Below are 23,846 nucleotides of genomic sequence, written 5' to 3'. Positions count from 1 at the left end.
AAATTCAGATTTTTTATCATGGTTCTAGATTCTGGGGATACAGCATGGATGCTTGTCGCAGGTAGTCTTGTGCTACTAATGATCCCCGCATTAGGTCTCTTTGAATCTGGACTTTTAAGAAAAAAGAATGCAGCATCGATTTTCATGCAGATCTTTTTTGGTTTGGCACTTTTGAGTGTCATGTGGTTTATTTTTGGATTTAGTGTCTCCTTTGGTGATTCAACTGAAGGATTAATTGGAAATTTTGATTGGGTATTTCTTAAAGGGGTTCCATCTGATGCACCATTGGAACAATATGCTCCAACAATTCCTGGTGTATTATTTGTTAAATTCCAACTAATGTTTGCAGCAATTACTCCTCTATTACTTACGGGAACTATTGCTGAAAGAATGAAATTCAATTCATTTATCATTTTCATTGCAGCATGGTCTATGCTAATCTATTACCCTCTAGTTCATTGGGTTTGGGGTGGTGGTTGGTTAGCAGAACTTGGTGTTGTCGACTTTGCTGGTGGTATTGTAATTCATACAAGTGTTGGAATGGCAGCTCTTGCTGCCGCACTAGTTCTTGGTAGAAGAAGACACTACGGACCAGCAATTATGATTCCTCATAGTATTCCTCTTGCTGTTCTTGGTTCTTCATTATTGTGGTTAGGATGGTTTGGATTTAACGCAGGTAGTGCACTTTCTGCAACAGGTGGTGTTGCTGGTAATACTGTAATTGTGACTCACATGGCCTCATCTGTATCTGCTTTGATTTGGGCAGGACTTTCATGGATTAGAACTGGAAAACCATCAGTTGTAGCCACAATTAATGGAGCAATTGCAGGTCTTGCTGGAATTACTCCTGCATCTGGATTTGTTAGTGCTGAACATGCATTTGTAATTGGTATTGCAATAGGTGTAATCTCATACTCTGGTGTAGTACTGTTCAAAGAAAAATTAAAGATTGATGATGCACTTGATGTAAGTTCTGTTCACGGTGTTGCAGGTATTGTTGGTGCGTTAGCTATAGGAATTTTTGCAAGTACTGCAATTAATCCTGGAGGGGTAGACGGATTACTATTTGGAAATCCAGATCAACTCTGGATTCAAGCAATAGGTGTTGGTGTAGCAGCTGCTATGGGCTTTGGTGGAACTTGGATAATCCTTCAAGTGTTAAAACGTACTATAGGTATTCGAGTTTCAGCTGAAGTTGAAGATATAGGATTAGATATTAGTGAACATGCTGAATCTGCGTATTCTGATGAAGAAGAGTTCTTACTGGATATGGATGATTATACAGAAGAATTAGAAGAAAAGGATGAAATACTTTTCAAAAAGAAATCAGACGGTAATAAAAAATGACAGTAGATTATAATGAATTGTCAAAGCAAGTTCTTGATTTAGATCCTCAAGTTAGATTTGCAGGTGTTGCAAATAGCAAGGGTGAGATGATTGCAGGTGGACACAGAGAAAATGTTGAGAAAATTTTAGAGGGAGATAATGTCAAAATGTCAATTCACTATGCATTGCAAAAAAGAGATCTTTATACAAATTTAGCATACAAACTCGGTAACGAACAATCATCAATTACAGAATACGCTATAGTTACCATGATTAGTATTCCAATCAATTCTAACGACTTGTTTATGATTAGTACAGAACCAAGAACAGATTATTTAAAAATAATTGATTTTGTTCATGCTGCTTTAAAAAATTCTGAATAATTTAGCCTCAAACCCCTTGTTTTCTGATTAAAATATTTTTTCTAATTCTGTTTTCTTTTAACTTCAAAAATACTATAACCATATTTTTTCTTCATTTCAATAGAACAGAATTGTGCAAATTCATATTCATCAAAGTCTTTTAAAATTTCATACAGATTGCTACCAATAACTATGCTATTTTTTGGACAAAGTGAATTTATTTTAAAACATTTATTCACTGTAGGTCCAAAAATGTCTGAAATCTTTGAAGTAGTACTTTCAGCTACTTTTACAGAACCATATGTTGCACTAATTTTGTAATCTAACTCGTCTATATTTTCAGCATTGAGTTCTTTTTTTAGTTCATCGTGAGATTCGATCATATTCAAACAACATTCTACGATATTTTTCATCACTTGAACATTTTTTGGATCAACATTTGCAAATCTGAACATTAAAGCATCTCCAATATTTTTTACTACTTCTCCGTTGTGTTTGCGAATAATTTTTGCCATGAAATTAAGGAAAATTTCATACATTTTACTAACATCATCATCAGATAATTTAGATGATATTCTTGTAGAGTCTGTTATATCAACAACACCTACACAATCATTTTGTTCATGTTGAGAAAATTTTAACAAAATGTCTTCTTGCTGTTTAATGACTTCTTCTTTCTCTTTAATCTCAATCAATGACTCTTCTAGCTTTTGAGCCATTGAATCAAATGCATGTGATAACTCTCCTATTTCGTCACCAGTTGTTATGTTAGTTCTTACTTTAAAATCCCCACTTGCAATTTTATTTGCAGCATTTTTTAATTTAAGGAGGGGTCTTGAAATTGATTTTGATATTACAAATGCAACAATTCCCATTACTAGGGTAATTACTATTCCAGTATAGAATATCCTGTTCTGAAGAATGTCTATTGGTTTTTCTACTTCTGCTTGGTCAATTTCTACAAGTAAAACTATGCCTAAATCATCTGCACAATAAGATGATCCATAAATTGGAACATTTCTGTAATCATCATAAAATCCTACCATTTCTTCTCCTTCATTGAAACATTTCTGTACGGCTAAGCTATCCACTTTTTGTTTGAACACCACATCTTCAACAAATCTAGATTCAGATAACATAATTGACTGATTGTTCACAATGTATACTTCACCTGATTCTCCTAATCCACTTCTATTAACTAACACATTGTCAATTGAAGTTGTTCTCATTTTAGAAATTATCACTCCAATAGGTTCATCACCTTTTTTACTACCATCTGCAAAAATTGGTGAAACAACAATTATTTTTTTACCAATTTTGGCTGGTTCAAATTCAATAAATGATTCTTTTAATCCTCTTTGAAATAATTTATCTTCAACAAAATCTTCCTCTATATTTCTACTAAGCGAAAAAAACATTTTTCCATCCTTGCCAATAATTTTTGTATCTTCAAATCCAATGGAATATCCAATCAATTCTTGGAATGCTTGAATTTGGATTAAAAAATCCCTACGATTATTTTCTTGAGATTCTTTTAGTTTGTCTTTAGGAATTTGATTCATTTCCAAAACTAATAACTGAATCATAGGATCATTTGCAAGAATATTGTTTTGTTCAATTCTTGATTCAAAAAGTAACCTTAGTGTTTCACCTCTTACAGTTGATTCTCCTAATAATTGATCACCTACTCTTTCTCCTAGAATTTGATCAGCATAATAGAAACTTAGAAACCCTGTAATTGAAAGAGCAACAAATGATACAATCATTATCAGAAAAATGAATTTTTTACTAAGATTAAATGAAATAGCCATTTTGTTCTATGTTTTTTATATACGAATATCACTCTTTTTGAATATATTGTGCCTGTAGTAATTCTTTGAATAGATAATCACTTCCAATATTGAAAATAAGCTCTTGTTTTTAATTAACTGAATTTCGATTATAAAATATGAAATTTTTATTGTATTCTTTATTTTTAGTGATTTTGACTTCAACATCTTTTGCATATGCTGAGGAATACATTATTGATATTCCAATAGGGGCCTACAATCCAGAACTAAATACAGTGGCTGAAGTATGGTATGATCCACCTCGAATGTTTGTTACTGTAGGTGATACTGTAACTTGGTATAATGATGACAAAGAAGGTCATACTGTTACCAGTGGGGAAGGCTCTGGAAGGTTTGGTTGGATGAGTGACAACTTTGGAAAACCAAATCAAATTTTTGATAGTGGCAGATTTATGCCAGGTGAATCATGGTCATACACGTTTGAAGATTCTGGCACATTTTCTTATTATTGTACAATTCATCCATGGATGGAAGGAATTTTAATTGTAGAAAAACAAATTCCTGATTATCCACACGATGCTACTGGCAAAAAATTAAAATTTCCTTTGTTACAATACACACCAGACAGAAAAATAGAAGCAAATTTGTCATGGGATCCTTCAGTTATTAAAACTCATGAAAAAATTCAATTTGTCTATCAATTCTATGATCCACAAACAAATTCTAACCTTGCAGAAATGAAATACAGTTTTGTAATATTTCAAAATGGACAAGAAATTTTTAGAGATGAAGGACTCAGCCAAATTGGAGGAGATTACAGAAATTTTATTTTTAGTGACTCTGGATCTATCATAGTAAGAATTGAAGGAATTCAGTCACCATCAATTTTTGCTGAGGAAAGTGTTACTGTATTTGGAAATGTTGAAAGTAAAGAACAACGCTCTGTTGATTTTACTACGACAGTTTATGATAATCCGGAAAAAATATCTCATGAAACTTATCATGCAAAACCTGCTCAAAGACTAACGATATATTATGAATTAATGATTTTAATTATTCTTGTTCCAGGTGTAATGTTCCTTGCAGCTATGTTTTGGTTAAAGAAAAAACCAAAAATTAAAGATGATTCAGCAAGCGCTGTTTAAATTTAAAATAATAAAAAGAAATTAAAATTTGACGAACTAATCTAATCGATTAATTCAGTCCAACCTTTGACGAAGACTGAGTTCTTGTAGAGTGGAACTGGTTGTCCAACTGTAAAGTCCATTGGTCTCATCCAAAAGATTGCTTTTGTTGGGCATACACCAATGCATGCACCATCTGAAATACATCTTTCTGGGTAGAAGACAAATGCTTTACCTCTTTTCCAGCCTTCAACTGGTTTTACTCTAAGGACATCTGGTCCAAGTGTGGTACAGATTTCTACACATAGTGCGCATCCGATACACATTTGTTCGCTGATGTCTGGAATAATTCCTACTGGCATAACGAAATTAATTGTCGATTTGATCTTTATATAATTTACCTAAAAATATCACCGTATAACGCCGTTTGATATTTTATAACGGCGTTTTAATTTTGATCGCTATCTTAGATCTTTATTTTTTCCATCTGTTTGATCTAATGTGCTAATTATCAAGTCATTTTCAGTTTTTCTAAGAAAATAGACACATGTTTTTTCTGATTTAATGATGTGTCTCCCACCAGGCGAAAGAATCCAGCCATCATTTTCTTTTTTTCGTGCCATTCCAGTTATCACAACAGATGAGTTAACATGATTTCCAATTGATGCCAGTAACATTATACACGAATTAATGAATATGGCTGATTCTAAATCATCAAACAAATTGTAGATTCCATTAAAGGAGTCAATAATTACCAAAAATCTATCTTTTGATACTTTGGAAATAATTTCTGAGAGTTTCTCGTCCCAATCTGTTTTATCTGGGCAAAATATTGTTAGATTTTCTTTTTTTTGAATCATTTTAGATTCTACATATCCAGTGTATAGCAAATCCATGTCAATGAAAATTATTGGATCTTCAGTTGAATTGATTAATCTATTAAGAAATTCCATTTTGTGGAATGGTTTTGAACATAAAACAATGTTGGGATTGTTTTGTTCAAATTTAATTTGAATTTGTGTTAAATCATCACCTACAATTATCTCAGGATTTTTATCCAACACCAAATTAGCAATCTACAGATATAATAATGAATTTGGTATCTAAAGACATTTCAGATGATTTTCCAATCTCAAAGAAAATCTATCTCAATAACGCATCTGTTTCTTTAATGCCTACTCAAAGTATTGAGGCTATGAAAGAATTTCTAATCACATACAATTCCATTGGCCCTGATTCAAAAGAGTCAGAACCTTTTGTCAATGAAAAACTGCAAAATGTACGAAAAACTATTGCAAAAATCATTTCTTGTCAACCTGATGAAGTAGTGCTTACCCAAAGTACTACTGATGGAATTAACTTTGTAGCAAATGGATTGTCTTTTGACGATAACTCTAATATGATAATTCGTGGAATGTCACACGAACACCATGCTAATTTTTATCCATGGATAAAGTTACAAGAAAAAATTTCTATTCAAAATTTACCTATTGACGATAATGGTTTTTTTAAATTAGATGATTTAGAATCTCTTGTTAATGATAAGACAAAACTAGTTGCACTTAGCCATGTATTGTATAATACAGGTGCAATTATTCCTGTAGAAGAAATAGGAAAAATTCTTGAAAATAAAATTCCATTCTTCATTGATAGTGCACAAAGTATAGGTTGTATTGGAGATATCGATGTTTCAAAAATTAAATGTGATTTTATGTCATTTAATGGATCTAAATGGCTTTGCGGTCCCATGGGCACAGGATTGTTCTATTGCAAAAGAAATTCTAGTAAATTACTAGAACCCAAAACAATTGGTGGTGAATCTGCAATTATTTATGATGATTCAAAGTTAGCATACAAAGAATTACCAGATAAATTTCAAACTGGATTTAGAAATTATGTGGGAATTGTTGGATTGGAATCATCTGCAAACTATTTGTTGAAATTTGGAATGAATAACATTCGCAAGAAAAATCAACAATTGTCCAATATTTTGAGAGAAGAACTATCAAAAATTTCAAATATTATTTTGTATGGACCAGAGGATCCAAACGTTAGAACAAGTATTGTTTCATTTAACATCAAAGGAATTGATTCACAACATGTTGTTGATAAACTTGAAAAACAAAATATCATTTTAGCAGTAAGAGAAATTATGGACCAAAAGATTGTACGTGTATCTCCACACTTTTTTAATACTGAATCTCAGATTTTAAAAGTAATTGATGCAATAAAGAAATTATAGGCTTTCTTGTTCTTCTATTACCATCATTGTTAGTGTAGATTGAACTTTGCTAATTTTTCTAACTTTGTTGGTAATGATTCCACGTAATTTTTCAGCATCATCAGAAGTTAACTTTAGGACAATATCGTATACGCCGTATACGCCTTGAACCTCATACTTTACATCCTCTTTTGTAAGAATTTGTTTTACTTCACTGATGATTGATTCATCTGATCCTAAATCAGAATTTAATAGAACATACGCTGTAGGCACAAGGGTTTTTTTCATCAGACCGTATTTAACCTTTCATTCTTCAAAATTGATTAATCACCAATACGTCTTGATGATGTGAAACCAATAGATTTGTCACTTACAATCTCAGAATCCATTCCAAGTTTCCCTGGATCTCCAACTCCTCAATTCATTGATTGGTCAGATATTGATCATGATGGATATAATCTTGAACTGTTATTCCTAAGTTCACATACAGGAACACATCTGGATGCACCTTACCATTTTGTTAAAAATGGACTAAAAATTCATCAAATTCCCCTTGATAGGCTTTTTGGAAAAGCAATTCTAATCAAACTCAAAAAATCAAAGAATACTCCTATCACTAAATCCGATATTACATCATTTGAAAAAAAGAATGGTAAAATCCCAAATCATTCTTCTATTTTTTTCTTTACAGATTGGCAAAAAAATCTGAAAAAAAATAATTATTTTACTGAAAATCCTGGATTAGATGCATCATCTGCAAAGTATCTTGCATCCAAAAAAATCAATTTAGTGGGTATAGATTCCCCAAGTATAGATCTTGGAAAAGACGAATCATTTTCTGTACATCACATATTGTCTAAAAATAATATTTTGATCGTAGAAAATTTGGCAAATATGAATAAAATACAATCTTTGGAATTTAATTTTACAATTCTTCCATTAAAGCTAAAAGATGCTACAGGTTCTCCTGTTCGTGCAGTAGCATCATGATTACACTACGTAATACTAAAAATACAGAGCAATCATAAATTTAACATGAGTAAACCTGGTAATATTTGGAGAAAGGTTCATGGTAAAATTACAAAAAAACCTACAAACTTTTCTTGGTTGATTGAAGAAAAATTAGCAGGTTCAGGTATTCCAACAAGTTTGGATGAATTTGATTGGCTTCTAAATCAAGGCGTTAAATCAATTGTAACCATGACTGAACAATCATTACCAGATGACTGGGTTAAAAATATTGGATATCTACATGTTCCAACTCCTGATTTGACAGCTCCTGATATGGACAGAATAGATTCAGCAGTTGATTTCATTAATGAACAAATTAAAAATGATCAAGCAGTAATGGTTCATTGCGCAGCCGGAATGGGAAGAGCTGGAACAATACTTGCTTGTTATTTTATAAAATACAAAAATTTTTCAGCCAAGAATGCAATTAAAAAAATTCGAGACGAAAGACCAGGCTCAATTCAATCTGAAGTACAAGAATTAGCTATCGGATTTTATGAAAAACATGTAAGAAATTAGTTTAAACAAATTCTGAAACTAATTTTCCATCTACAACTTTAATCTTCAAGGTTTTCTCTTCTTGAAAAAACAAAGTCATTCCACCGTCTGCATCAGGATCTTCTACTTTAACAAGTTCTAACATTTTGATTGCTTCAAATTTTTCCATTCATATTCACCTATTCTGGAATTGATACGGTCTCAATTTTTCCATCAACTGCTTTTATGAACATAAACCTGTTGTCTTTGAAGATAAAGGTTATTCCACCTTCCTTATCAGGTTCTTCAACTTCAAGTATTGGTTGTCCTAACAGACCATCGTATTTTGCCATTAATTATTACCCAAAAAAGTTCCTTATATCCCTAATTGATTGTAATTTCAATTTCACTTGAGCTGTTTTTGATATTTCCAGTTTCTGTAAAGTCATGTTTCTGCCAAGATGCAAAAGCTTCTGCTCCAATCTTGTGTTTTCCTTTACCCAAGTCTGATGCTTTGAATACGAATTTTTCATTAAAGTCAAATAATTCTTGTCTGACTTCTTCTTCTGATAATCTGATAAATGGTTCAAAATTTTTGGCTATCTGTACCCAAATTCGTCTATCTTTCATTGGATTGACTAGCTTTGGATTTCGAGTCCAAAATATTGATGCCTTTCTATAACTATCAATGGTCCGTCCTAACTCCTTTTTTCTTAGTCCACCTGATGTCAATTTTATACCATGTTTCATTTTGAATGAGACGTCATTATTGTTGTAGGCTTTAGTCCAATTTGCCTCATTGAAGGCATTTCTAATGTCTCCTTCGACTGAAAATTGGACATTTATCTCGATATTTTCGTCAGATGAGTATTCATCCTTGGATTTTACCAATTCTATTACTGAAATCTTGCTTTCTCCCATTGTTACCGCTCATAATGATTTATATCCGCAATATGTGCTTTTTCTGAATACATGAATGCACAAGTGATCAGTTCTGAGCCTAAAGAGATCAGCCTTTCAATTACTGAAACTGATATTGGAATTTTATACATAATTCAACATGAACTGCTAAAAGCATCTTCTACTGATTTTGCAGGAGTTATTGTAAAGCATCCTCTTACCAATGAATGTTGGATGAGAGTTAATTCTAGTTCAAAACCACTCGGTGAAATTAAAAAAGCAACAGATTCAGCCATCAAAATGGCTCAAGAATTTAATCAATTATTCCATTCTCAAATTAAGGTAAATTAGATTGAAGTTTTGCCCCAAATGTGAGGTCAAATTAAAAAATAGTGGATCAGGCCTTCAATGTTCTAAATGTGGTTATACTGATGGAGAAAAAGCTAAACCAACAAAAAAAATTGCTGCTAAAGAAGAACCAGATTTCTCATTACTTGCATTTGAAGGAGATGAAGGTGAAGAATCTAATCCAACTGTCAAGATAGACTGTGAAAAATGTGGACATGATGAAGCAGTTGGTTGGATGTTTCAAACTAGAAGTGCAGATGAACCTACAACAAGATTCTATCGTTGTCAAAAATGCAAATACACCTGGCGTGATTACACATAAGGTTTAACTGGAACATAAAGGGAAGAAAATTGATTTGACTTTTGGTGCAAAAACAAGTGGATCTGATGATCTAAAAGCTATCATTTCTGCAATATCTACACTTGTTGAAGAAGCAACTTTTGTTGCAACAGCTGAAGGAATTACTTTTAGAGGAATGGATCCATCACATGTAGCTCTGATAGATATTTCATGGCCTAATTCTGCATTTGAAAAATATGAGTGTGATAGTGATATTAAATTTGGTGTAAGAATAGATGAATTTTCAAAACTTATCAAAAGAGCAGACAAAAAAGATAGCATTGAGATTAGTATCTCTGAACAAAACATGTTGCTTGTAACAGTTGGAAAAAATAAAAAATACAAAATGCGATTAATTGAAAGTTCTGCAACTGATACACCATTACCAAAAATTCCTTATGATTCAAAAATTGTTTTAACTTCATCAAAGTTTGACAAAATTCTTGGTGATGTACAGGTTGTATCTGATTATCTTACTATACAAACTTCTGATTCAAAAGGAGACTTTTCTGGAAAAGGTGATTCTGGTGAAGTTGTAATTGAACTAGACAAAGATGATAAAGAAATTGAAGAAATTTCTTCAAAAGAAGACAGTGTTGGTACATACAGTCTTGAATATCTAAATCCTGTAGTCAAAGCAGTAGGTTCCAATGCAGGCTCAATTACATGTGAGTTTTCAAGCGCAAAGCCTCTTAGAATTGAATTTAAAGTAGCAAATATAGGTAGAATTCACTTTTACCTCGCTCCACGCGTCGAAAGTTAAAGCATTTAAAGATTAACTAGTTCAGGTATTTTGAATTGAGACTTGTAATAAAATATGGTGGAACATCAATTTCTGCCGCAAAAGACATCCAAGCAGTAGCTAAACATCTTAATGAATTATCAAAGAAAAATCAAATTGTTGTAGTATGTTCTGCAACTAGTGGAACTACAGATGATTTGATAGAAATTTCAGAATCAATAAAAAAAGAAAATAAATCTAAAGCTGAACAACTCGCATCAAAAATTACCAATAGACATAAACAATTAGCTAAACAGACGATAAAAAAATCTGACATAAGAAAAAAATTACTTTCAAAATATGATGAGGATTTTGATGAACTTGTTGCCCTAATTGATGGAATGGTGTTACTAGGTGAAGTTACCCCAAGAACAATGGATTATCTATTTTCGTTTGGAGAAAGATTGTCAATAAAATTAGTTTCATCAGCAATTAATGATTCAGGAAAAAAATCAGTTCCTCTTACTGGCAAAGAAGTGGGAATCGTTACTGATTCTAATTTTGGTGAATCTAAACCACTCATTGATACAACACGATTGAGAGTATCAAAGACTGTAGATGCTTTATTTTCAAAGAAAACAATTCCTGTTGTTGGAGGGTTTGTTGGTGCTGATCAACATGGTCATGTTACTACCTTTGGTAGAGGAGGTTCTGATTATTCTGCAACAATTATCGGTTCTTGCATAAAAGCAGATGAGATTTGGTTAATGAGTGATGTAGATGGTTTAATGACTGCAGATCCAAAAATTGTAAAAAATGCAAAATTACTCAAAGAAGTTTCATATATTGAAGCAGTTGAAATGGCTCTATTTGGTGCAAAGCAAATACATCCACGAACCTTTGAACCTCTAATATCAAAGAAAATCCCAATGAAGATTAGAAATTCTTTTAATATCAAAAATGAAGGAACCCTAGTTTCCGCATCAACTTCTTCAGCTGTAAAAAATACAGTAAAGTGCGTAAGTAATGTACGAAATAACGGATTAATTGATGTTCAAGGCGGTAGTATGGTTGGAACTCCAGGTACTGCAGCAAAAATATTTGCAACGTTAGCAAAAGCCGGAATTAATGTAATGATGATCTCACAGAATCCATCTGAATCAAGTATTACAATTGTTGTAAAAAATGCAGATCTTGATAAAGCAGTTAGTGCATTAGAGATGGAATTATTGGGAAAAATCATCAAAAAATTAGATGTTACTACAGATGTTGCAATAATTGCATTAATTGGTTCAGGAATGAGAGGAACTGTTGGAGTTGCCTCCAAAGTTTTTGGTGCAATTGAGAAAAACAAAGTAAACGTGTCTATGATTACTCAAGGATCATCTGAACTTAATCTTGCATTCGTTGTAAAAAATTCTGATACAAATGCAGCTGTACGAGCTTTGCATAATGAATTTGCACTAGATAAAATCAATTAAGACAAAATCATTTAAGGGAATAATCTCAAGATTATTTATTGAATAAACTTCAATCTTTGTTAATAATTGGAATTATTTCTATTGGTATAATTTTTGTATCCTCATCATCTGATCAACTAGTTGATGCAGGTTCAAGAAAGAAAATCCATTTCACTGAAACTATAATATCATCACAAGATCCTGGTCAAGGACATGAAAATCATCAACTTGCATTGATTTTATCTCCAAATGAGGGAACAATCTATGACGGTTCTATGACATTTACCTCAAGTGAGCCTGTACAGATTGTAGTTTTACATGAAATTAGTTTACAAGAATCAAAAGGCCAACCTACATGGACAGTTGATGGAAAAACAATCTATGGTTTATCATTAATTGATTTGCAAAAAAATTCAGGTTCATTTGAGTTTACGGGAGCAGCTCTTGCATTACATTCACCAAATTCCAAAAAATTTACATCTACTGTTAGTCTAGATGGATGGATTAGAGGACAACCTACTGAAGTAATAATGCAAAAAATTGAGTTTGAAAAAGATGAATCATCGTATTTACTTTCACGAACAAATGTACCTGCTACAATTCCAATGCACAAAGGAATCTATGAAGGAAATGAAATTCATTACATCATAACTGATGGTAGTGATAAAAATTATGCAAAAACTATTTCAGATAAACAAGAATGGAATGTAGAATTTGCACCAGTTCTTGCAGATGTACCAGAAAAAGCACTTCAAAAATTATATGTTTTTAAAAATGGAGTAAAGGGCAATGGGATATATGGATTCCAAAATGAAGTATTTTCTAGCACTCCATCACAAAAATCAGAATACAGTGCACTAAATTCTATTGTTGAAGTTACTTGGAAAGTTGGTCAAAAAGAAATTGAATTTAAATCCGTAGCAGATGTAATTGTAGCTGAAGAAGGTGGTCGAATTAAATTTAATGAAACAGGAATTGTGCTAAATACTCCACAAATTATTTGGCCTGATGGACAAATGAAAGTTCGTTCAGACAAAGAAATTTCTGATAAAATGTCCTACAGTGGTGGTCAAATTACTGAAATTAATGAAGAGGAAATGACTGTAACTTTTGTAGCTCATAGAGGTTGGGGACCTGATGGAAGAACCATTTACTATATTGTAACTGATGCAACACCATCAGGACCTGCTGAAACAATGGGCGTTGTCTCATCTCCCAGTTCAGCAAATCTAATTGCTCATTCAGGCGCAGTAGATTTGTTCCAATTTAAAAATGGAATAATTGGTTCTGGCCCATTGGGATTCCAAGCAGGAATTGCTGGAGCATCACTTGGAGATGCAAATTACAGTCCTATGTGGAGAATCTATCTGGTTGAATGGAATGATGCAAAATCTGCAAAAATTCTAGAAACAAGGTCTGATATTGATTCTTTTAGTAAAGAGGATAAACTCTCAGTTAGTATTGCCAGACCAACTAACAGTGATCATATAGTAAACTGTCCATTTATTGATCCATTCCAATAGATCCACTAAAGGGATAAATTACTTGATAAAAAATTTCTTTTAAAATTGACTGGTAAACTCTACATTGTCGGTGTCGGACCTGGCCATCATGACCATATGACGTTTCGAGCAAAAGAAGTGATTGGTGAGAGTGACACAATTGTTGGATATGAAACTTATGTTAATTTAGTACAAGATCTTATTGAAGGAAAAACTGTTCATCGTTATGCAATGACACAAGAAGTGGAAAGAGCTCATCAATGTATTGATCTTGCTAAATCTGGAAAAATTGTTTCACTAGTATCAAGTGGCGATCCTGGAATTTATGGAATGGCAGGATTAATCTATGAAACACTTGCTGAATCTGGTTGGAATCCAAAAGATGGTCTTCAAGTGGAAATTGTTCCTGGCGTATCTGCACTTAATTCATGCGCATCAATTATTGGCTCACCTCTAATGACTGATTTTGCAGTTGTTAGTATGAGTGATTTACTGGTTCCATGGGAAGTTATTTCAAAAAGAGTTGAAGCGGCAGCTCAGGGTGACTTTGTAATTGTAATTTATAATCCTGCCAGTAAAAAAAGAATTCATCAATTACAAGATACAAGAAAAGTTCTTTTAAAATATAGAAAACCTACTACACCTGTTGCAATTATCAAAGGCGCATTTAGAGAATCTGAAACTGTAGTAATGACTGATTTAGAAAATTTACCCAATCATTCAGATCAATTAGGCATGGTTAGCACTGTGATTGTTGGAAATTCATCAACTTATACTTACAAAGATTTAATGATTAACCCAAGAGGTTACAAATCAAAATATAATTTAGAAGAACAGACAAATCCTAATCTTAAAGTCTAAAAGCTTTTCTTAATTGCATCATTCAACTCTTCACTAAGATTTAATTTTTCTCTAATTGGAGAAACTACCTTAACTAAATAATTCCCAACTGTTTGTTTCAAATCCCCAGGATGTAATCTCTTTTCTGCAAAATCTCTTTCCAGTTGATTGTAATTAGTATATGATACATTTCCACCAAATTTTTCAGGTCTCTCTACATTCATTTCATTAAATTCATGAAAAATTACAGATTTTGAAATTTCTAATAATGGGTTATTTTCAATATTTGCTTCTTCACACCATGCCTTGCTTATTTTTTTCCTTATTTCATCATCAGTATTATGAATAAACACTCCTGAGTTTGGATCAGATTTACTCATTTTACCTACGATTTTCTCATCACTAGAGTCTGCAGGTTTTGAAAGTCCTGGTAATAATTTATGATGAACAGCAACAGGTACTTTCCATTTCATTTTTGGAAATATTTCTCTAACCAACATGTGGATTTTTCTCTGATCCATTCCAGCATGAGCAATATCTACATCTAAAGAATGAATATCAACTGCTTGCATTGCAGGGTAAAGTAATTTTGCAACATCAATTTTTTTGTCATCTTCTGATCTACCCATTATAGTTAAAGTTCTCATTGTTCTTGCAATTGACATGTGTTTTGTAAATTTTACAAGCTCAGACCAATATTCTGTTTTTTCTTCATACAGTTTCGATCCTAAAATTATTTCTGCATCAGGACAAACTAATTTGAAAGCATCTTGATAATATTTTGAAACTTTTGCAATTGTTTCCCAATCCCCACCTAGTTTGTCATTTATCAGAGTATGCCAATCAGCCAGAAAAATCTTACATTTTACACCAGCTTTCACAAAATCATTAATTTTAAAACCTGTACTAATTAGACTGCCAAGATGCAAGAAACCAGAAATTTCTAAACCAATGTAATGATTTGGAGATGAATTAGTTTTGAATAGTTCAATTAATTCTTCCTGTGTTACTATTTCTTCAGTTGGTGGTCTTTGAATCAAATCTACTTTTTCTGTAATATCCAAATCAAAACAACTTTTGAGAAGTAAACGTATAAAGTTATTCAAAGTTCTAATTTCAATCTAGAAGGTTTGAATAGAACATATTTTCATACTGTTTATGACTCTTGAAGAAGGTTTAGAATTAATTTCAAATTATAAAAAAGCCCTTGAAAAATTTCTTGAAACATTACCAGAACAATCAGTCCAATTAGGCTCAGAAATGATCAATACTTTATCAATGAATTCTAAAAATGAAATTAAAAATTTAGATGCAATTGAAAAAGCTCTGAAAAGACAACCAAATTATCAATCTGGATTGTCTGAATAATTTCATTTACAATTCTTTTTGTGTTTTCTTAAATCTTCTGAATAATCAAATTCAGCTCCACAAGCTCTACATTTTTCTTTTTTCTTATTATGTGCTTTTTCTTGATGTTTCTTTAATCTATCAGAATCTGGAAGGACTGTACCACATTTTTTACATTTTAATTCATTTTTACTAGAGCCAAATAACCCCATGAACAAATTTACCATTCATAGTTGATATAGTTTTTTTCAGAAAATTATTCTATATAGAACAAACTATTCCATTTCGGATTCATCTAGATTTTTTCTAGGTTTTATACTGAGATAAAATCCATGAGTGCTAATGATAAATGATGCAAGAAAAACTTTGGTTGCAAATACTAAATTCCATGGTCTATCAGGATCTGGATATGCAACTGACAATTTATCAATGTCTGGAACCATTCCATTGATAATACCTGCAGTCATTTGTGCATTTAGCACAGTAAAATTGTATAATACTTCATAGAGTGAAATTATTGAAAATCCTAGCAACATTAATTGAAGTAATGCCATTTTTGTACCGACAATTTTATCACCAGCAGTTCTTCTCCATCCAATTCTTGTAACACAATACCATCCAATTATTGTAGAGAAAAATATCCAAGTGGTCACTCTTGCAAAATTTTCAAATGGTATGGTTGTATTGTGAATTGCTTCTCCCATAACATATGTTCCATTTTCCATCCATTCTATCGTAGTGACATATACTCCGAAAACTAATGATGATACCATGATGAATCCGCAGACATAGAAAATGTACAGATATACTTTGTAGCCTGAATCAGTTTTTTCAAGATGACGTGGCTTCATAATGCCGTTTGCCAAATTTTGAAATATAAAAATTCATGTTTCTTTGCTGAGATTTATAGACTAGTTATAAACAAGAATATTGTTGAAAATTGCAATTAACATTCCTATTATAGGCAAAGAAGAGATAGATTTAGTCACGTTAATTCTTAAAAATGGAGCATTAACATCTGCTGCCAATTTAGGCGGAAAACATGTCCAGGAATTTGAAAAATCTGTAGCATCTTTTGTAAAATCAAAATATGCCATTGCAGTAAATTCTGGTACAGCAGCATTACAGGCAGCACTTTATGCATTAGATATTAAAAAAGGAGACGAAGTTTTACTCCCTTCATTTACATTTGTAGCAACTGCAAATGCAGTAGTTGCAACTGGAGCAAAACCTGTTTTTGTTGATATCTTAAAAGAAAATTATACTATAGATCCTGATGATTTAATAAAAAAAATTACAAAAAACACACGAGCAATAATCCCAGTTCATCTGTATGGAAATGTAGCATTTATTGAAAGACTTTCTGAAATATCTAAAAAATATAATATTCCTATCATAGAAGATTCTGCTCAATCATTAGGTTCTACTTACAAAGGAAAACACACTGGAACTTTCTTTGAAATGGGATGTTACAGTATGTATCCTGCAAAAGTAATGACTGCTGGAGAAGGCGGTTTTATTGTAACTAATAATAAAAATCTCAGAGATAAACTGCTAATGATTAGAAATCATGGAATGGTTCATGGATATGATACTCGAGTGTTTGGTCTAAATTTAAGATTGCCCGAAATAAATGCAGCAATAGCAACTGTACAAATGAAAAAACTTCCTAAATTTTTAAAATCTAGAAAAAATAATTCTCAATGTTTAACAAAATTGATCCCTGATCTTAATATTGTTTTACCAAAAGAAAGAAAAAATGAAAATGTAAATTGGTATCTATATACAATTTCAACTGATAAACGTGATAAACTTTTAAAAAAATTAAATGATAAAGGAATAGGTGCAGCATCCTACTATCCTACACCTGTTCATAAAACACCATTTTACAAACTCAAAATAAAATTACCTGTAACTGATTGGGCAGCTTCACATGTGCTATCTTTACCCATTCATCCAAATGTAACTCAAAAAAATATTGAATTTATTGCTAAAACAATGCGTGAAATATTGTGAATGTGATTGGTGAGGCTATTGGAGAACTTTGTAAAGTCATTTTACCTATTAATGAAGAATTTTATCTTGGAAATCCTAATTCTAAGATAGCAATTTGTACTCTTTCAAGCATAGATTTACTCAAAAATATTACAAATTCTGAAATTCTAAACAAAATATCAATTGTAGGGAGATTACTTTCTGAAAATAAAGGAATTGATTCTATTATTAAATATGTAAACAAAAATCATAAAGTCAATACCATAATTGTATGTGGTAAAGATGTCTGGGGACATAAATCTGGTCATTCGTTATTTCAACTTCATAAAAATGGAATTGATCAAAATAATAGAATAATTAATTCATCTAGTCCTGATCCATTTCTCACCGTTTCAAAATCAGAAATAAAGTATTTTCAAGATAATGTGAAACTTGTAAATTTGATTAATGTGACTGAAATTGAATTAATTTTAAAAAAATTCTAATTTTTTTAATAGCCTGTTCTTTGTCTTTCACGATTGATTTCATTTTTCTTTTTGTATTCATCTAAAATATCATCAGGTGTAAGTTTTAGTTCTAGAGAAGCCTGTACAACAAAATGCCAAATATCGATCAATTCCTCTCTTGCTTCGGCTTCGTTAAATTCTACAGGAGTTTTCCACCATTTCCAGTTTGTTGTCCTTTGTAGTTCTACTGCCTCATGCATTATGGCAGTACATAAAGCAGAAATTCTTCCTTCAGAATCTTTTGGATATCTATCCAGTTTCATCATACTTGATAGTCCTTTTTGAAGTTTGAATATTGTCTCTAGTCGATCTTTTTCTTCTGACAACGATAAATAAATTTGAGAAATAATTGAACTTAAGTCTTTTTAGAATCGAATCATTTTTTCATATGTCTTGATACGTTTTGCAATATCACCATTTTTTATTTTTAATAATCCATCAAGACCATATTTCTCTACAGCAAATGATCCTAAAACATTTCCATAAATGACAGCCTTTTTGATATCAGATATCTTTGTAGATTTTTTACTTGCAAGATATCCAATCATTGCACCTGCAAATGAATCTCCTGCACCTGTAGGATCTACAACATCTTCTAGAGAGAATCCTGCAGTTGGGAAAATTACATCATCATAAAACATCAAAGAACCGTGCTCACCTTTCTTAATAATGACATATTTTGCTCCCCATTGCATCATTTTCTTTGCACATTTAATCAGGTTGAATTCTTTTGTTAGGAGTTTAGCTTCTTCATCATTAATTACAACAGCATCAACTGCCTTGATCATTTTAATTACTGCCTCACGTTTAGTAGAAATCCAAAAGTCTATTGTATCACACATGGAAAATTTAACATTATCAAATTCTTTAATTAGAGAAGTATTCTGTTCTGGATCATTATTTGCAAGATATACAAATTGAGATTTTTTATACGCTTCAGGTACAGTTGCTTTAAAATCTGCTAACACATTTAATTCTGTTTTTAATGTAGACCTTGTACTAAGAGTATTATCATATTTTCCATCGTAACGAAATGTTTTTCCTTTTTTGATAGTTAATCCTTGTAAATCAAGATGTTTTGATAAAATTTTATGATGTTCTTTAGGAAAATCTTTTCCAACTACTGCAATTAGACCTGTATCTACAAAATTACTAGCTGAAATTGCTGCAAATGTAGCTGCCCCACCTAAAACGTTCTTTAATGTTTTTTTTGGAGTTCTAATGGTATCTAGTGCTGTAGATCCAAAAACAGTAAGCATATGATGAGAAATTAATTTTGATGTATAAATTCTCTTGCTTGTTCTTCTGTTGGATAGTAAACAAATGGAACATCTATTGATGTAACTAGTAGATCGTATTTTATTACTCCTGAAATCTTCACTGAAGGTGATTCATCAGAATTAATATCTGTATGAAATGTTCCCTTTACAAAACTACTATCTAATGGTTGTAAAGTAAATGATTCAAGATTACCTTTTCCAATAATTTCATCGTTTGAAATTAGAAAGAATTCTGTTTCTCCTGCAGTTAATATCAACAATGAAGGATTTTCAAATTGTAATTCAATATTATAGTTTGAGCCTTCATCGTTTTTATCTAATAATTCACTTTGACTAATGCTTACTCCAATCTGTGAAGCAGATGCATATTGTGAATATCCAAAAATACTCATGCCTAATACAAACAAAACAACTATGCCTGCTTTTTTTGAAGATTTCATGACTAGTTTTTGAAAATTTACATTTAACCTGAGTGGGAAAAAATCCCAATAAATTGTGTAAAAGTTTTGATCTAATCTTAAAGCTCCTTAGAGCTACCAGAATAAATCAAAAATAGGTGATATGATCGTATGGCTAGAATTAAACTCAAACTAGGCGAAAATGAAATTGAGGTCGACTCTAGAGATTTCTATGTTGATAATCAAACATTAGGCGAAATCATTGATGATATTTCTCAGCATTTACCTGAAAATCAAGCTAAAATTGTTTATGAAACAGATACTGCTCAATCACCAATTGAGGCAGAACATCCGGCACAGTTTGGATTGGAATATCTAGATGATGCTGAAGCATATGAACCTGAATTTAATGAACCAAAATATATCACATCTCATGAAATTAAATCAAAACTAAGAATTTTAGAAACAAGTAAATTTTTTGATTCTCCTAGAACAGTTACTGAAACTGTTCAACAACTTAGAGAATATGGATGGGCGGCAAGTCCATTAGATGTTTCAAAATCTTTAGCTAAAATGGCTTCTAACAAAGAAATAATGAAAAATTCTAAAGAAAATCGTACTCACTATTTTGTTCAGGAATCTTTAGTAGCTAACTAGAAAAATATTTACATTTTTCACAGTTTGAAAAAATTTCCCCATCTAAATGATCAAAATGTGTATTGCATTGTTTACATGTATGATGCATGTCAAAATACCCATCATTCTCAACTTCTCCAATTCTATTTGATTCTAAATCAGTACTTTTGCACTTTATACAATGACATCCACATTCAATTTTCATGACTATTCTCCGATAATGTATGTATAGTTGAAATGACTATACAAATCATTGGAAAAGAAAAGAGAGATACCAATAGAAATTGATGATCATTTCAAGCTTTTTGGAAAAGAACCATGGGAAGTGGAGTATGGTGAAAAATGTGCAGTTTGTAATGTTCGAATTGATGAATATGGTTTTTGTTCTTGTGGCTCTAAGGGAGATTAAATTTTCTTACAAATGGCATTATCATAATTATTAAAAATCCAATTGCTAATGGTGCAATTATTGGAAATTCAGGTATGACTGTGGTTCCTGTGATGATAGTTTCACCTACTGTGTCAGGCCTCATGTTAATCCAAACATGTGTTCCATTATTTTTATGATCTTGAAATTGAATACTCTTATCATTGTGGATTATTGCATATGGTCCCCACAATAATTCCAATGGCATTACTATGGTAAAGAATTGATTACTATCGTTAACATCAAAACTAATTTCTTTTGTAGGTTGATTAAATTCAAAATTATCTATATTTGCCAAAGTCCCAATTTCTACTAGAAATTTTTTATCTTCCCAATTAACTTCAAAGATATTTTTTGGTTCATCTATTGCATATTCCAAAATTAATTGACAACCATGACATGAAAATCCTTTTTTCTCATCCAAGTAAAATGGTCTATCATTTAAAAAAATCAAATCTAATTCTTCAGGAATTTGAAAATTTGTTGTTTGTAAATATCTAAACTCCCATCTCCATAAATTATCTTTAAGCAAAAGTACATTTTTTAAATCATATTCTATAATTGAATCACTGTCTGATGGGAAAATTAGTACAGAGTCATTATTGCCTGTTACAGATACCATTTGCTCCTTACCTTCATTATCAAATAAAAGCAAATTTTCTATATCACCATCAATCAATTCTACTTGTTTTGTGGATGTAGAGGAACCTACAACATGTTTAACATGGATATTTCCTTCGATATCGATTTCTACTTGAACTAATTTTTGATTTGCTTTTTCTCCTATATTGAATTCTTGAGCAGTTGCTGAAGGAATTACTAATACTAGTAAAATTATGATAAATATTCCAATTATTTTCATTTATTCCACTGTAACATGAATCATTGATGTTTTTTCTAGTGGACAATCATTTCCATCTCTATCAAGATTTACAATTTTGTCTGCAACATCCATTCCTTCAGTTACTTCACCAAACACAGTATATTCTCTATCTAAAAATGCACTATCAGAGGTAACGATGAAGAATTGTGAACCTGCACTGTTTGGATCTTGCGATCTAGCCATGGAAACTATGCCTCGCAAATGGGATCTTGAACTAAATTCAGCCTTGATATTGTAACCTGGTCCTCCCATTCCCCACGAACCTTTGTTGTCTGTTTTTGTATTAGGATCGCCCCCTTGAATCATAAATCCTGGGATGACTCTGTGAAAAAGAGTTCCATCATAAAATCCGTCTTTAGCTAATTTTTCAAAATTTCTTACAGTTTCTGGAGCAAGTTCAGGTAATAGTTTAAATGAAATATTCCCTAAATTAGTTTCAATATTCACTGTGGCCATTAGGATGAATCTGTAAATACATCTTAATAGTCTTTTGTGGAAATGACTTGGAATATTCTTGCAGATAGTTTAGCATTATTGAAAAATCCATAACGTTCTGTACGGTTTTCGTTAGAAAATTAATTTTTGTGGACTATGAAATTTTTTGTTTTAGTTTTATCTATACTATTTGAATTAATCAAAAATGACAATTTTGAAATTACAAAAGTTATAGTCTTATATAGAACAATTAAAATGTAGAATTCGTTGAATCGTACAAACCAAAGCACGATAATTAAAGAAGCGATTAATTCTTATCTTGACAAAGGGGTAACCGACAAGCAGGATATCTACACCAAAGTGGTTGATGAACTTGGAGTTCCAAGACCAACTGTAAGAAGAGTTGCAAGAGATCTAAGAACTGAACTATTGCAAAAAATCCAAATCTTACAATCAGATATGCCAAAAGCAACTGTCGCTACCACTGAAGCAGACGAATAAACTCGGCTCTTTTTTCTTTTTAATTATATTATTTTATGATTTTTAGCATTACTGTTATAAATAATGAAATTTTAAAATAATTATGGGATATGTTGGTAACCATTTAGCCACATTAGTAACCGGAGTTTTTGCAGCAGTATTGACCGGACTTTGGGCATTTTGGGATTTATCACCAATATTGGATTTTATATTTTTGATGGCAGTTCCTATTACATGGTTTATGGCTTTCACATGCTGGATATCTCAAAAAAGTACAGATTACATGCATAATCATGCACCATCTCATGTAGAAAAAAAAAGCTTGAATAATACACAAACCATTGAAACTACAACTACTGGTTCACAAGTTAGTCTTTCAGAAATTAAACAAATCCAAAATGAATTATCTCTTGAATTAAACAATGTAAAAGAAACTGTAAAACTAAAAGACAGTGAAATTGAAAGATTAAATCAAGAAATTTCTAATCTTGAAACTCTTGTTCAGATAGAGTCGCTAAAAACTGAATTAGCTAATCTCAAAATGCTAGCTTCTGAAAGAAAAACTAAGAGTAAATAGATTTAATCTTTACAATGGGGACAAACTTCACCGTGATTTTCTTTACAACCTGGACAACTAACTGCCCCTCCAAAATGACATTTACATGAACATAATTCAGTTGGATCTTGTTTCAAATTCATAATATGTTCTCTAAATGATGTTATTATTTGACTTTTGCATTAAAATATCAATTTTGGTTATCCCTTTATTGATAAATTTTTGATATTTGAAATAAATTTATTTGAATAATGTAGATTTTATTTATTAATGAAATATTTATCAAGTAATTTTTAAGAGAATTCCTTTTTAACAAAAATTCTTTTGAATTAATTATTTTCATAAATCAAAAATTTTTAAAATAAAATATTGGATAGAATTTATTATATAAATAACGTAAATCATTTCATATCTTCTAAATTTCTAATGTTCACTGTAAATTCTGTCTCTTATACACATCTGACGCTGCCGACGAGCTCTG

The 23,846-nt window shown here is 31.5% G+C and carries 35 protein-coding genes; 19 read left to right on the top strand and 16 right to left on the bottom strand.

The window, feature by feature from the left end:
* The first annotated feature begins 18 nt into the window (after positions 1–18).
* Positions 19–1,347: an ammonium transporter gene (locus tag ACW9W4_RS00175; protein WP_457760535.1), complete on the top strand. Its 1,329-nt coding sequence runs from the start codon at positions 19–21 to the stop codon at positions 1,345–1,347.
* Positions 1,344–1,709 carry a DUF6659 family protein gene (locus ACW9W4_RS00170; protein WP_457760534.1) on the top strand — a complete coding sequence of 122 codons (366 nt, stop codon included), beginning with the start codon at positions 1,344–1,346 and terminating at the stop codon, positions 1,707–1,709. The genes ACW9W4_RS00175 and ACW9W4_RS00170 overlap by 4 nt, the downstream gene beginning before the upstream one ends.
* Before the next feature lie 41 nt (positions 1,710–1,750).
* Here ACW9W4_RS00170 and ACW9W4_RS00165 read toward each other — a convergent pair whose 3' ends face one another.
* Positions 1,751–3,499 carry a HAMP domain-containing protein gene (locus ACW9W4_RS00165; protein WP_457760533.1) on the bottom strand — a complete coding sequence of 583 codons (1,749 nt, stop codon included), beginning with the start codon at positions 3,497–3,499 and terminating at the stop codon, positions 1,751–1,753.
* Positions 3,500–3,636: 137 nt separating this feature from the next.
* On the opposite strand from ACW9W4_RS00165, the gene ACW9W4_RS00160 reads away from it, so the two are divergent.
* The gene (locus tag ACW9W4_RS00160; RefSeq protein WP_457760532.1) at positions 3,637–4,623 is read left to right on the top strand and encodes a cupredoxin domain-containing protein; all 987 of its coding nucleotides are present in this window, start codon (positions 3,637–3,639) and stop codon (positions 4,621–4,623) included.
* 41 nt (positions 4,624–4,664) lie between these two features.
* On the opposite strand, the gene ACW9W4_RS00155 is transcribed toward ACW9W4_RS00160, so the two are convergent.
* Both ACW9W4_RS00155 and ACW9W4_RS00150 read right to left on the bottom strand, forming a co-directional pair.
* Positions 4,665–4,964, bottom strand: a complete 300-nt coding sequence (locus ACW9W4_RS00155) for an ATP-binding protein (protein WP_007402606.1) — start codon at positions 4,962–4,964, stop codon at positions 4,665–4,667.
* Between the two features lie 99 nt (positions 4,965–5,063).
* Positions 5,064–5,666, bottom strand: a complete 603-nt coding sequence (locus tag ACW9W4_RS00150) for a hypothetical protein (RefSeq protein WP_457760531.1) — start codon at positions 5,664–5,666, stop codon at positions 5,064–5,066.
* Positions 5,667–5,692: 26 nt separating this feature from the next.
* On the opposite strand from ACW9W4_RS00150, the gene ACW9W4_RS00145 reads away from it, so the two are divergent.
* Positions 5,693–6,844, top strand: a complete 1,152-nt coding sequence (locus ACW9W4_RS00145; RefSeq protein WP_457760530.1) for an aminotransferase class V-fold PLP-dependent enzyme — start codon at positions 5,693–5,695, stop codon at positions 6,842–6,844.
* On the opposite strand, the gene ACW9W4_RS00140 is transcribed toward ACW9W4_RS00145, so the two are convergent.
* Positions 6,839–7,111 (bottom strand): Lrp/AsnC ligand binding domain-containing protein, encoded by a 273-nt coding sequence (locus tag ACW9W4_RS00140; RefSeq protein ID WP_457760529.1) that lies wholly within the window; start codon positions 7,109–7,111, stop codon positions 6,839–6,841. The genes ACW9W4_RS00145 and ACW9W4_RS00140 overlap by 6 nt on opposite strands.
* 60 nt (positions 7,112–7,171) lie before the next feature.
* On the opposite strand from ACW9W4_RS00140, the gene ACW9W4_RS00135 reads away from it, so the two are divergent.
* Both ACW9W4_RS00135 and ACW9W4_RS00130 read left to right on the top strand, forming a co-directional pair.
* Complete coding sequence (locus ACW9W4_RS00135) at positions 7,172–7,813, top strand: cyclase family protein (RefSeq protein ID WP_457760528.1); 642 nt, start codon at positions 7,172–7,174, stop codon at positions 7,811–7,813.
* A gap of 45 nt (positions 7,814–7,858) precedes the next feature.
* A complete protein-coding gene (locus ACW9W4_RS00130; protein WP_457760527.1) occupies positions 7,859–8,353 on the top strand; it encodes a dual specificity protein phosphatase 23 in 495 nt (164 codons plus the stop codon).
* Between the two features lies 1 nt (position 8,354).
* Here ACW9W4_RS00130 and ACW9W4_RS00125 read toward each other — a convergent pair whose 3' ends face one another.
* The 3 genes from ACW9W4_RS00125 to ACW9W4_RS00115 are packed head-to-tail and all read right to left on the bottom strand — an operon-like array spanning position 8,355 to position 9,232.
* Positions 8,355–8,501 (bottom strand): hypothetical protein, encoded by a 147-nt coding sequence (locus tag ACW9W4_RS00125; protein ID WP_457760526.1) that lies wholly within the window; start codon positions 8,499–8,501, stop codon positions 8,355–8,357.
* A 10-nt stretch (positions 8,502–8,511) separates the two neighbouring features.
* Positions 8,512–8,664: a hypothetical protein gene (locus tag ACW9W4_RS00120; protein ID WP_179362696.1), complete on the bottom strand. Its 153-nt coding sequence runs from the start codon at positions 8,662–8,664 to the stop codon at positions 8,512–8,514.
* Positions 8,665–8,695: 31 nt separating this feature from the next.
* On the bottom strand, positions 8,696–9,232 hold the full coding sequence (locus ACW9W4_RS00115; RefSeq protein WP_457760525.1) for a hypothetical protein: 537 nt from the start codon (positions 9,230–9,232) through the stop codon (positions 8,696–8,698).
* A gap of 51 nt (positions 9,233–9,283) precedes the next feature.
* On the opposite strand from ACW9W4_RS00115, the gene ACW9W4_RS00110 reads away from it, so the two are divergent.
* From ACW9W4_RS00110 to cobJ, 6 genes are read left to right on the top strand one after another with little or no spacing between them, the layout of a single operon-like run.
* Positions 9,284–9,562 carry an RpoL/Rpb11 RNA polymerase subunit family protein gene (locus tag ACW9W4_RS00110; RefSeq protein WP_179362694.1) on the top strand — a complete coding sequence of 93 codons (279 nt, stop codon included), beginning with the start codon at positions 9,284–9,286 and terminating at the stop codon, positions 9,560–9,562.
* A gap of 1 nt (position 9,563) precedes the next feature.
* Entirely contained in the window at positions 9,564–9,881 is a 318-nt protein-coding gene (locus ACW9W4_RS00105; RefSeq protein WP_457760524.1) for a transcription factor S, read from the top strand.
* 34 nt (positions 9,882–9,915) lie between these two features.
* Positions 9,916–10,662 carry a proliferating cell nuclear antigen (pcna) gene (pcn, locus tag ACW9W4_RS00100; protein WP_179362692.1) on the top strand — a complete coding sequence of 249 codons (747 nt, stop codon included), beginning with the start codon at positions 9,916–9,918 and terminating at the stop codon, positions 10,660–10,662.
* A 35-nt stretch (positions 10,663–10,697) separates the two neighbouring features.
* Entirely contained in the window at positions 10,698–12,101 is a 1,404-nt protein-coding gene (locus ACW9W4_RS00095) for an aspartate kinase (RefSeq protein WP_457760523.1), read from the top strand.
* Positions 12,102–12,139: 38 nt separating this feature from the next.
* Entirely contained in the window at positions 12,140–13,603 is a 1,464-nt protein-coding gene (locus ACW9W4_RS00090) for a DUF7482 domain-containing protein (protein WP_457760522.1), read from the top strand.
* Positions 13,604–13,648: 45 nt separating this feature from the next.
* Complete coding sequence (gene cobJ, locus ACW9W4_RS00085) at positions 13,649–14,443, top strand: precorrin-3B C(17)-methyltransferase (protein WP_457760521.1); 795 nt, start codon at positions 13,649–13,651, stop codon at positions 14,441–14,443.
* Here cobJ and ACW9W4_RS00080 read toward each other — a convergent pair.
* Positions 14,440–15,486, bottom strand: a complete 1,047-nt coding sequence (locus ACW9W4_RS00080) for a tyrosine--tRNA ligase (protein WP_457760520.1) — start codon at positions 15,484–15,486, stop codon at positions 14,440–14,442. The genes cobJ and ACW9W4_RS00080 overlap by 4 nt on opposite strands.
* 94 nt (positions 15,487–15,580) lie before the next feature.
* Between ACW9W4_RS00080 and ACW9W4_RS00075 the strand changes: the two genes are divergently transcribed.
* Entirely contained in the window at positions 15,581–15,790 is a 210-nt protein-coding gene (locus tag ACW9W4_RS00075) for a hypothetical protein (RefSeq protein WP_457760519.1), read from the top strand.
* 2 nt (positions 15,791–15,792) lie between these two features.
* Here ACW9W4_RS00075 and ACW9W4_RS00070 read toward each other — a convergent pair whose 3' ends face one another.
* Together ACW9W4_RS00070 and ACW9W4_RS00065 are read right to left on the bottom strand one after the other, a co-directional pair.
* Complete coding sequence (locus tag ACW9W4_RS00070) at positions 15,793–15,981, bottom strand: C2H2-type zinc finger protein (RefSeq protein ID WP_457760562.1); 189 nt, start codon at positions 15,979–15,981, stop codon at positions 15,793–15,795.
* Between the two features lie 63 nt (positions 15,982–16,044).
* A complete protein-coding gene (locus ACW9W4_RS00065; RefSeq protein ID WP_457760518.1) occupies positions 16,045–16,620 on the bottom strand; it encodes a hypothetical protein in 576 nt (191 codons plus the stop codon).
* A gap of 82 nt (positions 16,621–16,702) precedes the next feature.
* Here ACW9W4_RS00065 and ACW9W4_RS00060 point away from each other — a divergent pair, with 82 nt between their 5' ends.
* Positions 16,703–17,785, top strand: coding sequence for a DegT/DnrJ/EryC1/StrS family aminotransferase (locus ACW9W4_RS00060; protein WP_457760517.1), 1,083 nt, complete (start codon positions 16,703–16,705; stop codon positions 17,783–17,785).
* Entirely contained in the window at positions 17,782–18,249 is a 468-nt protein-coding gene (locus tag ACW9W4_RS00055; protein WP_457760516.1) for a tetrahydromethanopterin S-methyltransferase subunit A, read from the top strand. Before ACW9W4_RS00060 ends, ACW9W4_RS00055 begins: the two co-directional genes overlap by 4 nt.
* A gap of 5 nt (positions 18,250–18,254) precedes the next feature.
* On the opposite strand, the gene ACW9W4_RS00050 is transcribed toward ACW9W4_RS00055, so the two are convergent.
* From ACW9W4_RS00050 to ACW9W4_RS00040, 3 genes are read right to left on the bottom strand one after another with little or no spacing between them, the layout of a single operon-like run.
* Positions 18,255–18,596, bottom strand: coding sequence for a dUTPase (locus tag ACW9W4_RS00050; RefSeq protein ID WP_457760515.1), 342 nt, complete (start codon positions 18,594–18,596; stop codon positions 18,255–18,257).
* Between the two features lie 39 nt (positions 18,597–18,635).
* Positions 18,636–19,529, bottom strand: coding sequence for a PfkB family carbohydrate kinase (locus ACW9W4_RS00045; protein ID WP_457760514.1), 894 nt, complete (start codon positions 19,527–19,529; stop codon positions 18,636–18,638).
* Positions 19,530–19,540: 11 nt separating this feature from the next.
* Positions 19,541–19,990 (bottom strand): hypothetical protein, encoded by a 450-nt coding sequence (locus ACW9W4_RS00040; protein WP_457760513.1) that lies wholly within the window; start codon positions 19,988–19,990, stop codon positions 19,541–19,543.
* Positions 19,991–20,119: 129 nt separating this feature from the next.
* Between ACW9W4_RS00040 and ACW9W4_RS00035 the strand changes: the two genes are divergently transcribed.
* Positions 20,120–20,605 (top strand): hypothetical protein, encoded by a 486-nt coding sequence (locus ACW9W4_RS00035; RefSeq protein ID WP_457760512.1) that lies wholly within the window; start codon positions 20,120–20,122, stop codon positions 20,603–20,605.
* On the opposite strand, the gene ACW9W4_RS00030 is transcribed toward ACW9W4_RS00035, so the two are convergent.
* Complete coding sequence (locus ACW9W4_RS00030; RefSeq protein ID WP_457760511.1) at positions 20,598–20,789, bottom strand: hypothetical protein; 192 nt, start codon at positions 20,787–20,789, stop codon at positions 20,598–20,600. The genes ACW9W4_RS00035 and ACW9W4_RS00030 overlap by 8 nt on opposite strands.
* 48 nt (positions 20,790–20,837) lie before the next feature.
* On the opposite strand from ACW9W4_RS00030, the gene ACW9W4_RS00025 reads away from it, so the two are divergent.
* Positions 20,838–20,993 carry a hypothetical protein gene (locus ACW9W4_RS00025; RefSeq protein ID WP_179362667.1) on the top strand — a complete coding sequence of 52 codons (156 nt, stop codon included), beginning with the start codon at positions 20,838–20,840 and terminating at the stop codon, positions 20,991–20,993.
* On the opposite strand, the gene ACW9W4_RS00020 is transcribed toward ACW9W4_RS00025, so the two are convergent.
* Positions 20,980–21,873 (bottom strand): hypothetical protein, encoded by an 894-nt coding sequence (locus tag ACW9W4_RS00020; protein WP_457760510.1) that lies wholly within the window; start codon positions 21,871–21,873, stop codon positions 20,980–20,982. The two genes, ACW9W4_RS00025 and ACW9W4_RS00020, sit on opposite strands and share 14 nt — an antisense overlap.
* Positions 21,874–22,350, bottom strand: a complete 477-nt coding sequence (locus ACW9W4_RS00015; RefSeq protein ID WP_457760509.1) for a peptidylprolyl isomerase — start codon at positions 22,348–22,350, stop codon at positions 21,874–21,876.
* Between the two features lie 246 nt (positions 22,351–22,596).
* Between ACW9W4_RS00015 and ACW9W4_RS00010 the strand changes: the two genes are divergently transcribed.
* Together ACW9W4_RS00010 and ACW9W4_RS00005 are read left to right on the top strand one after the other, a co-directional pair.
* Entirely contained in the window at positions 22,597–22,830 is a 234-nt protein-coding gene (locus ACW9W4_RS00010; RefSeq protein ID WP_179362664.1) for a hypothetical protein, read from the top strand.
* An 82-nt stretch (positions 22,831–22,912) separates the two neighbouring features.
* Positions 22,913–23,386 (top strand): hypothetical protein, encoded by a 474-nt coding sequence (locus tag ACW9W4_RS00005; RefSeq protein WP_457760508.1) that lies wholly within the window; start codon positions 22,913–22,915, stop codon positions 23,384–23,386.
* Positions 23,387–23,846: the final 460 nt, after the last annotated feature.

Source organism: Candidatus Nitrosopumilus sp. bin_7KS, assembly GCF_054095835.1.
This window is presented reverse-complemented; position numbering and strand designations above follow the sequence as displayed.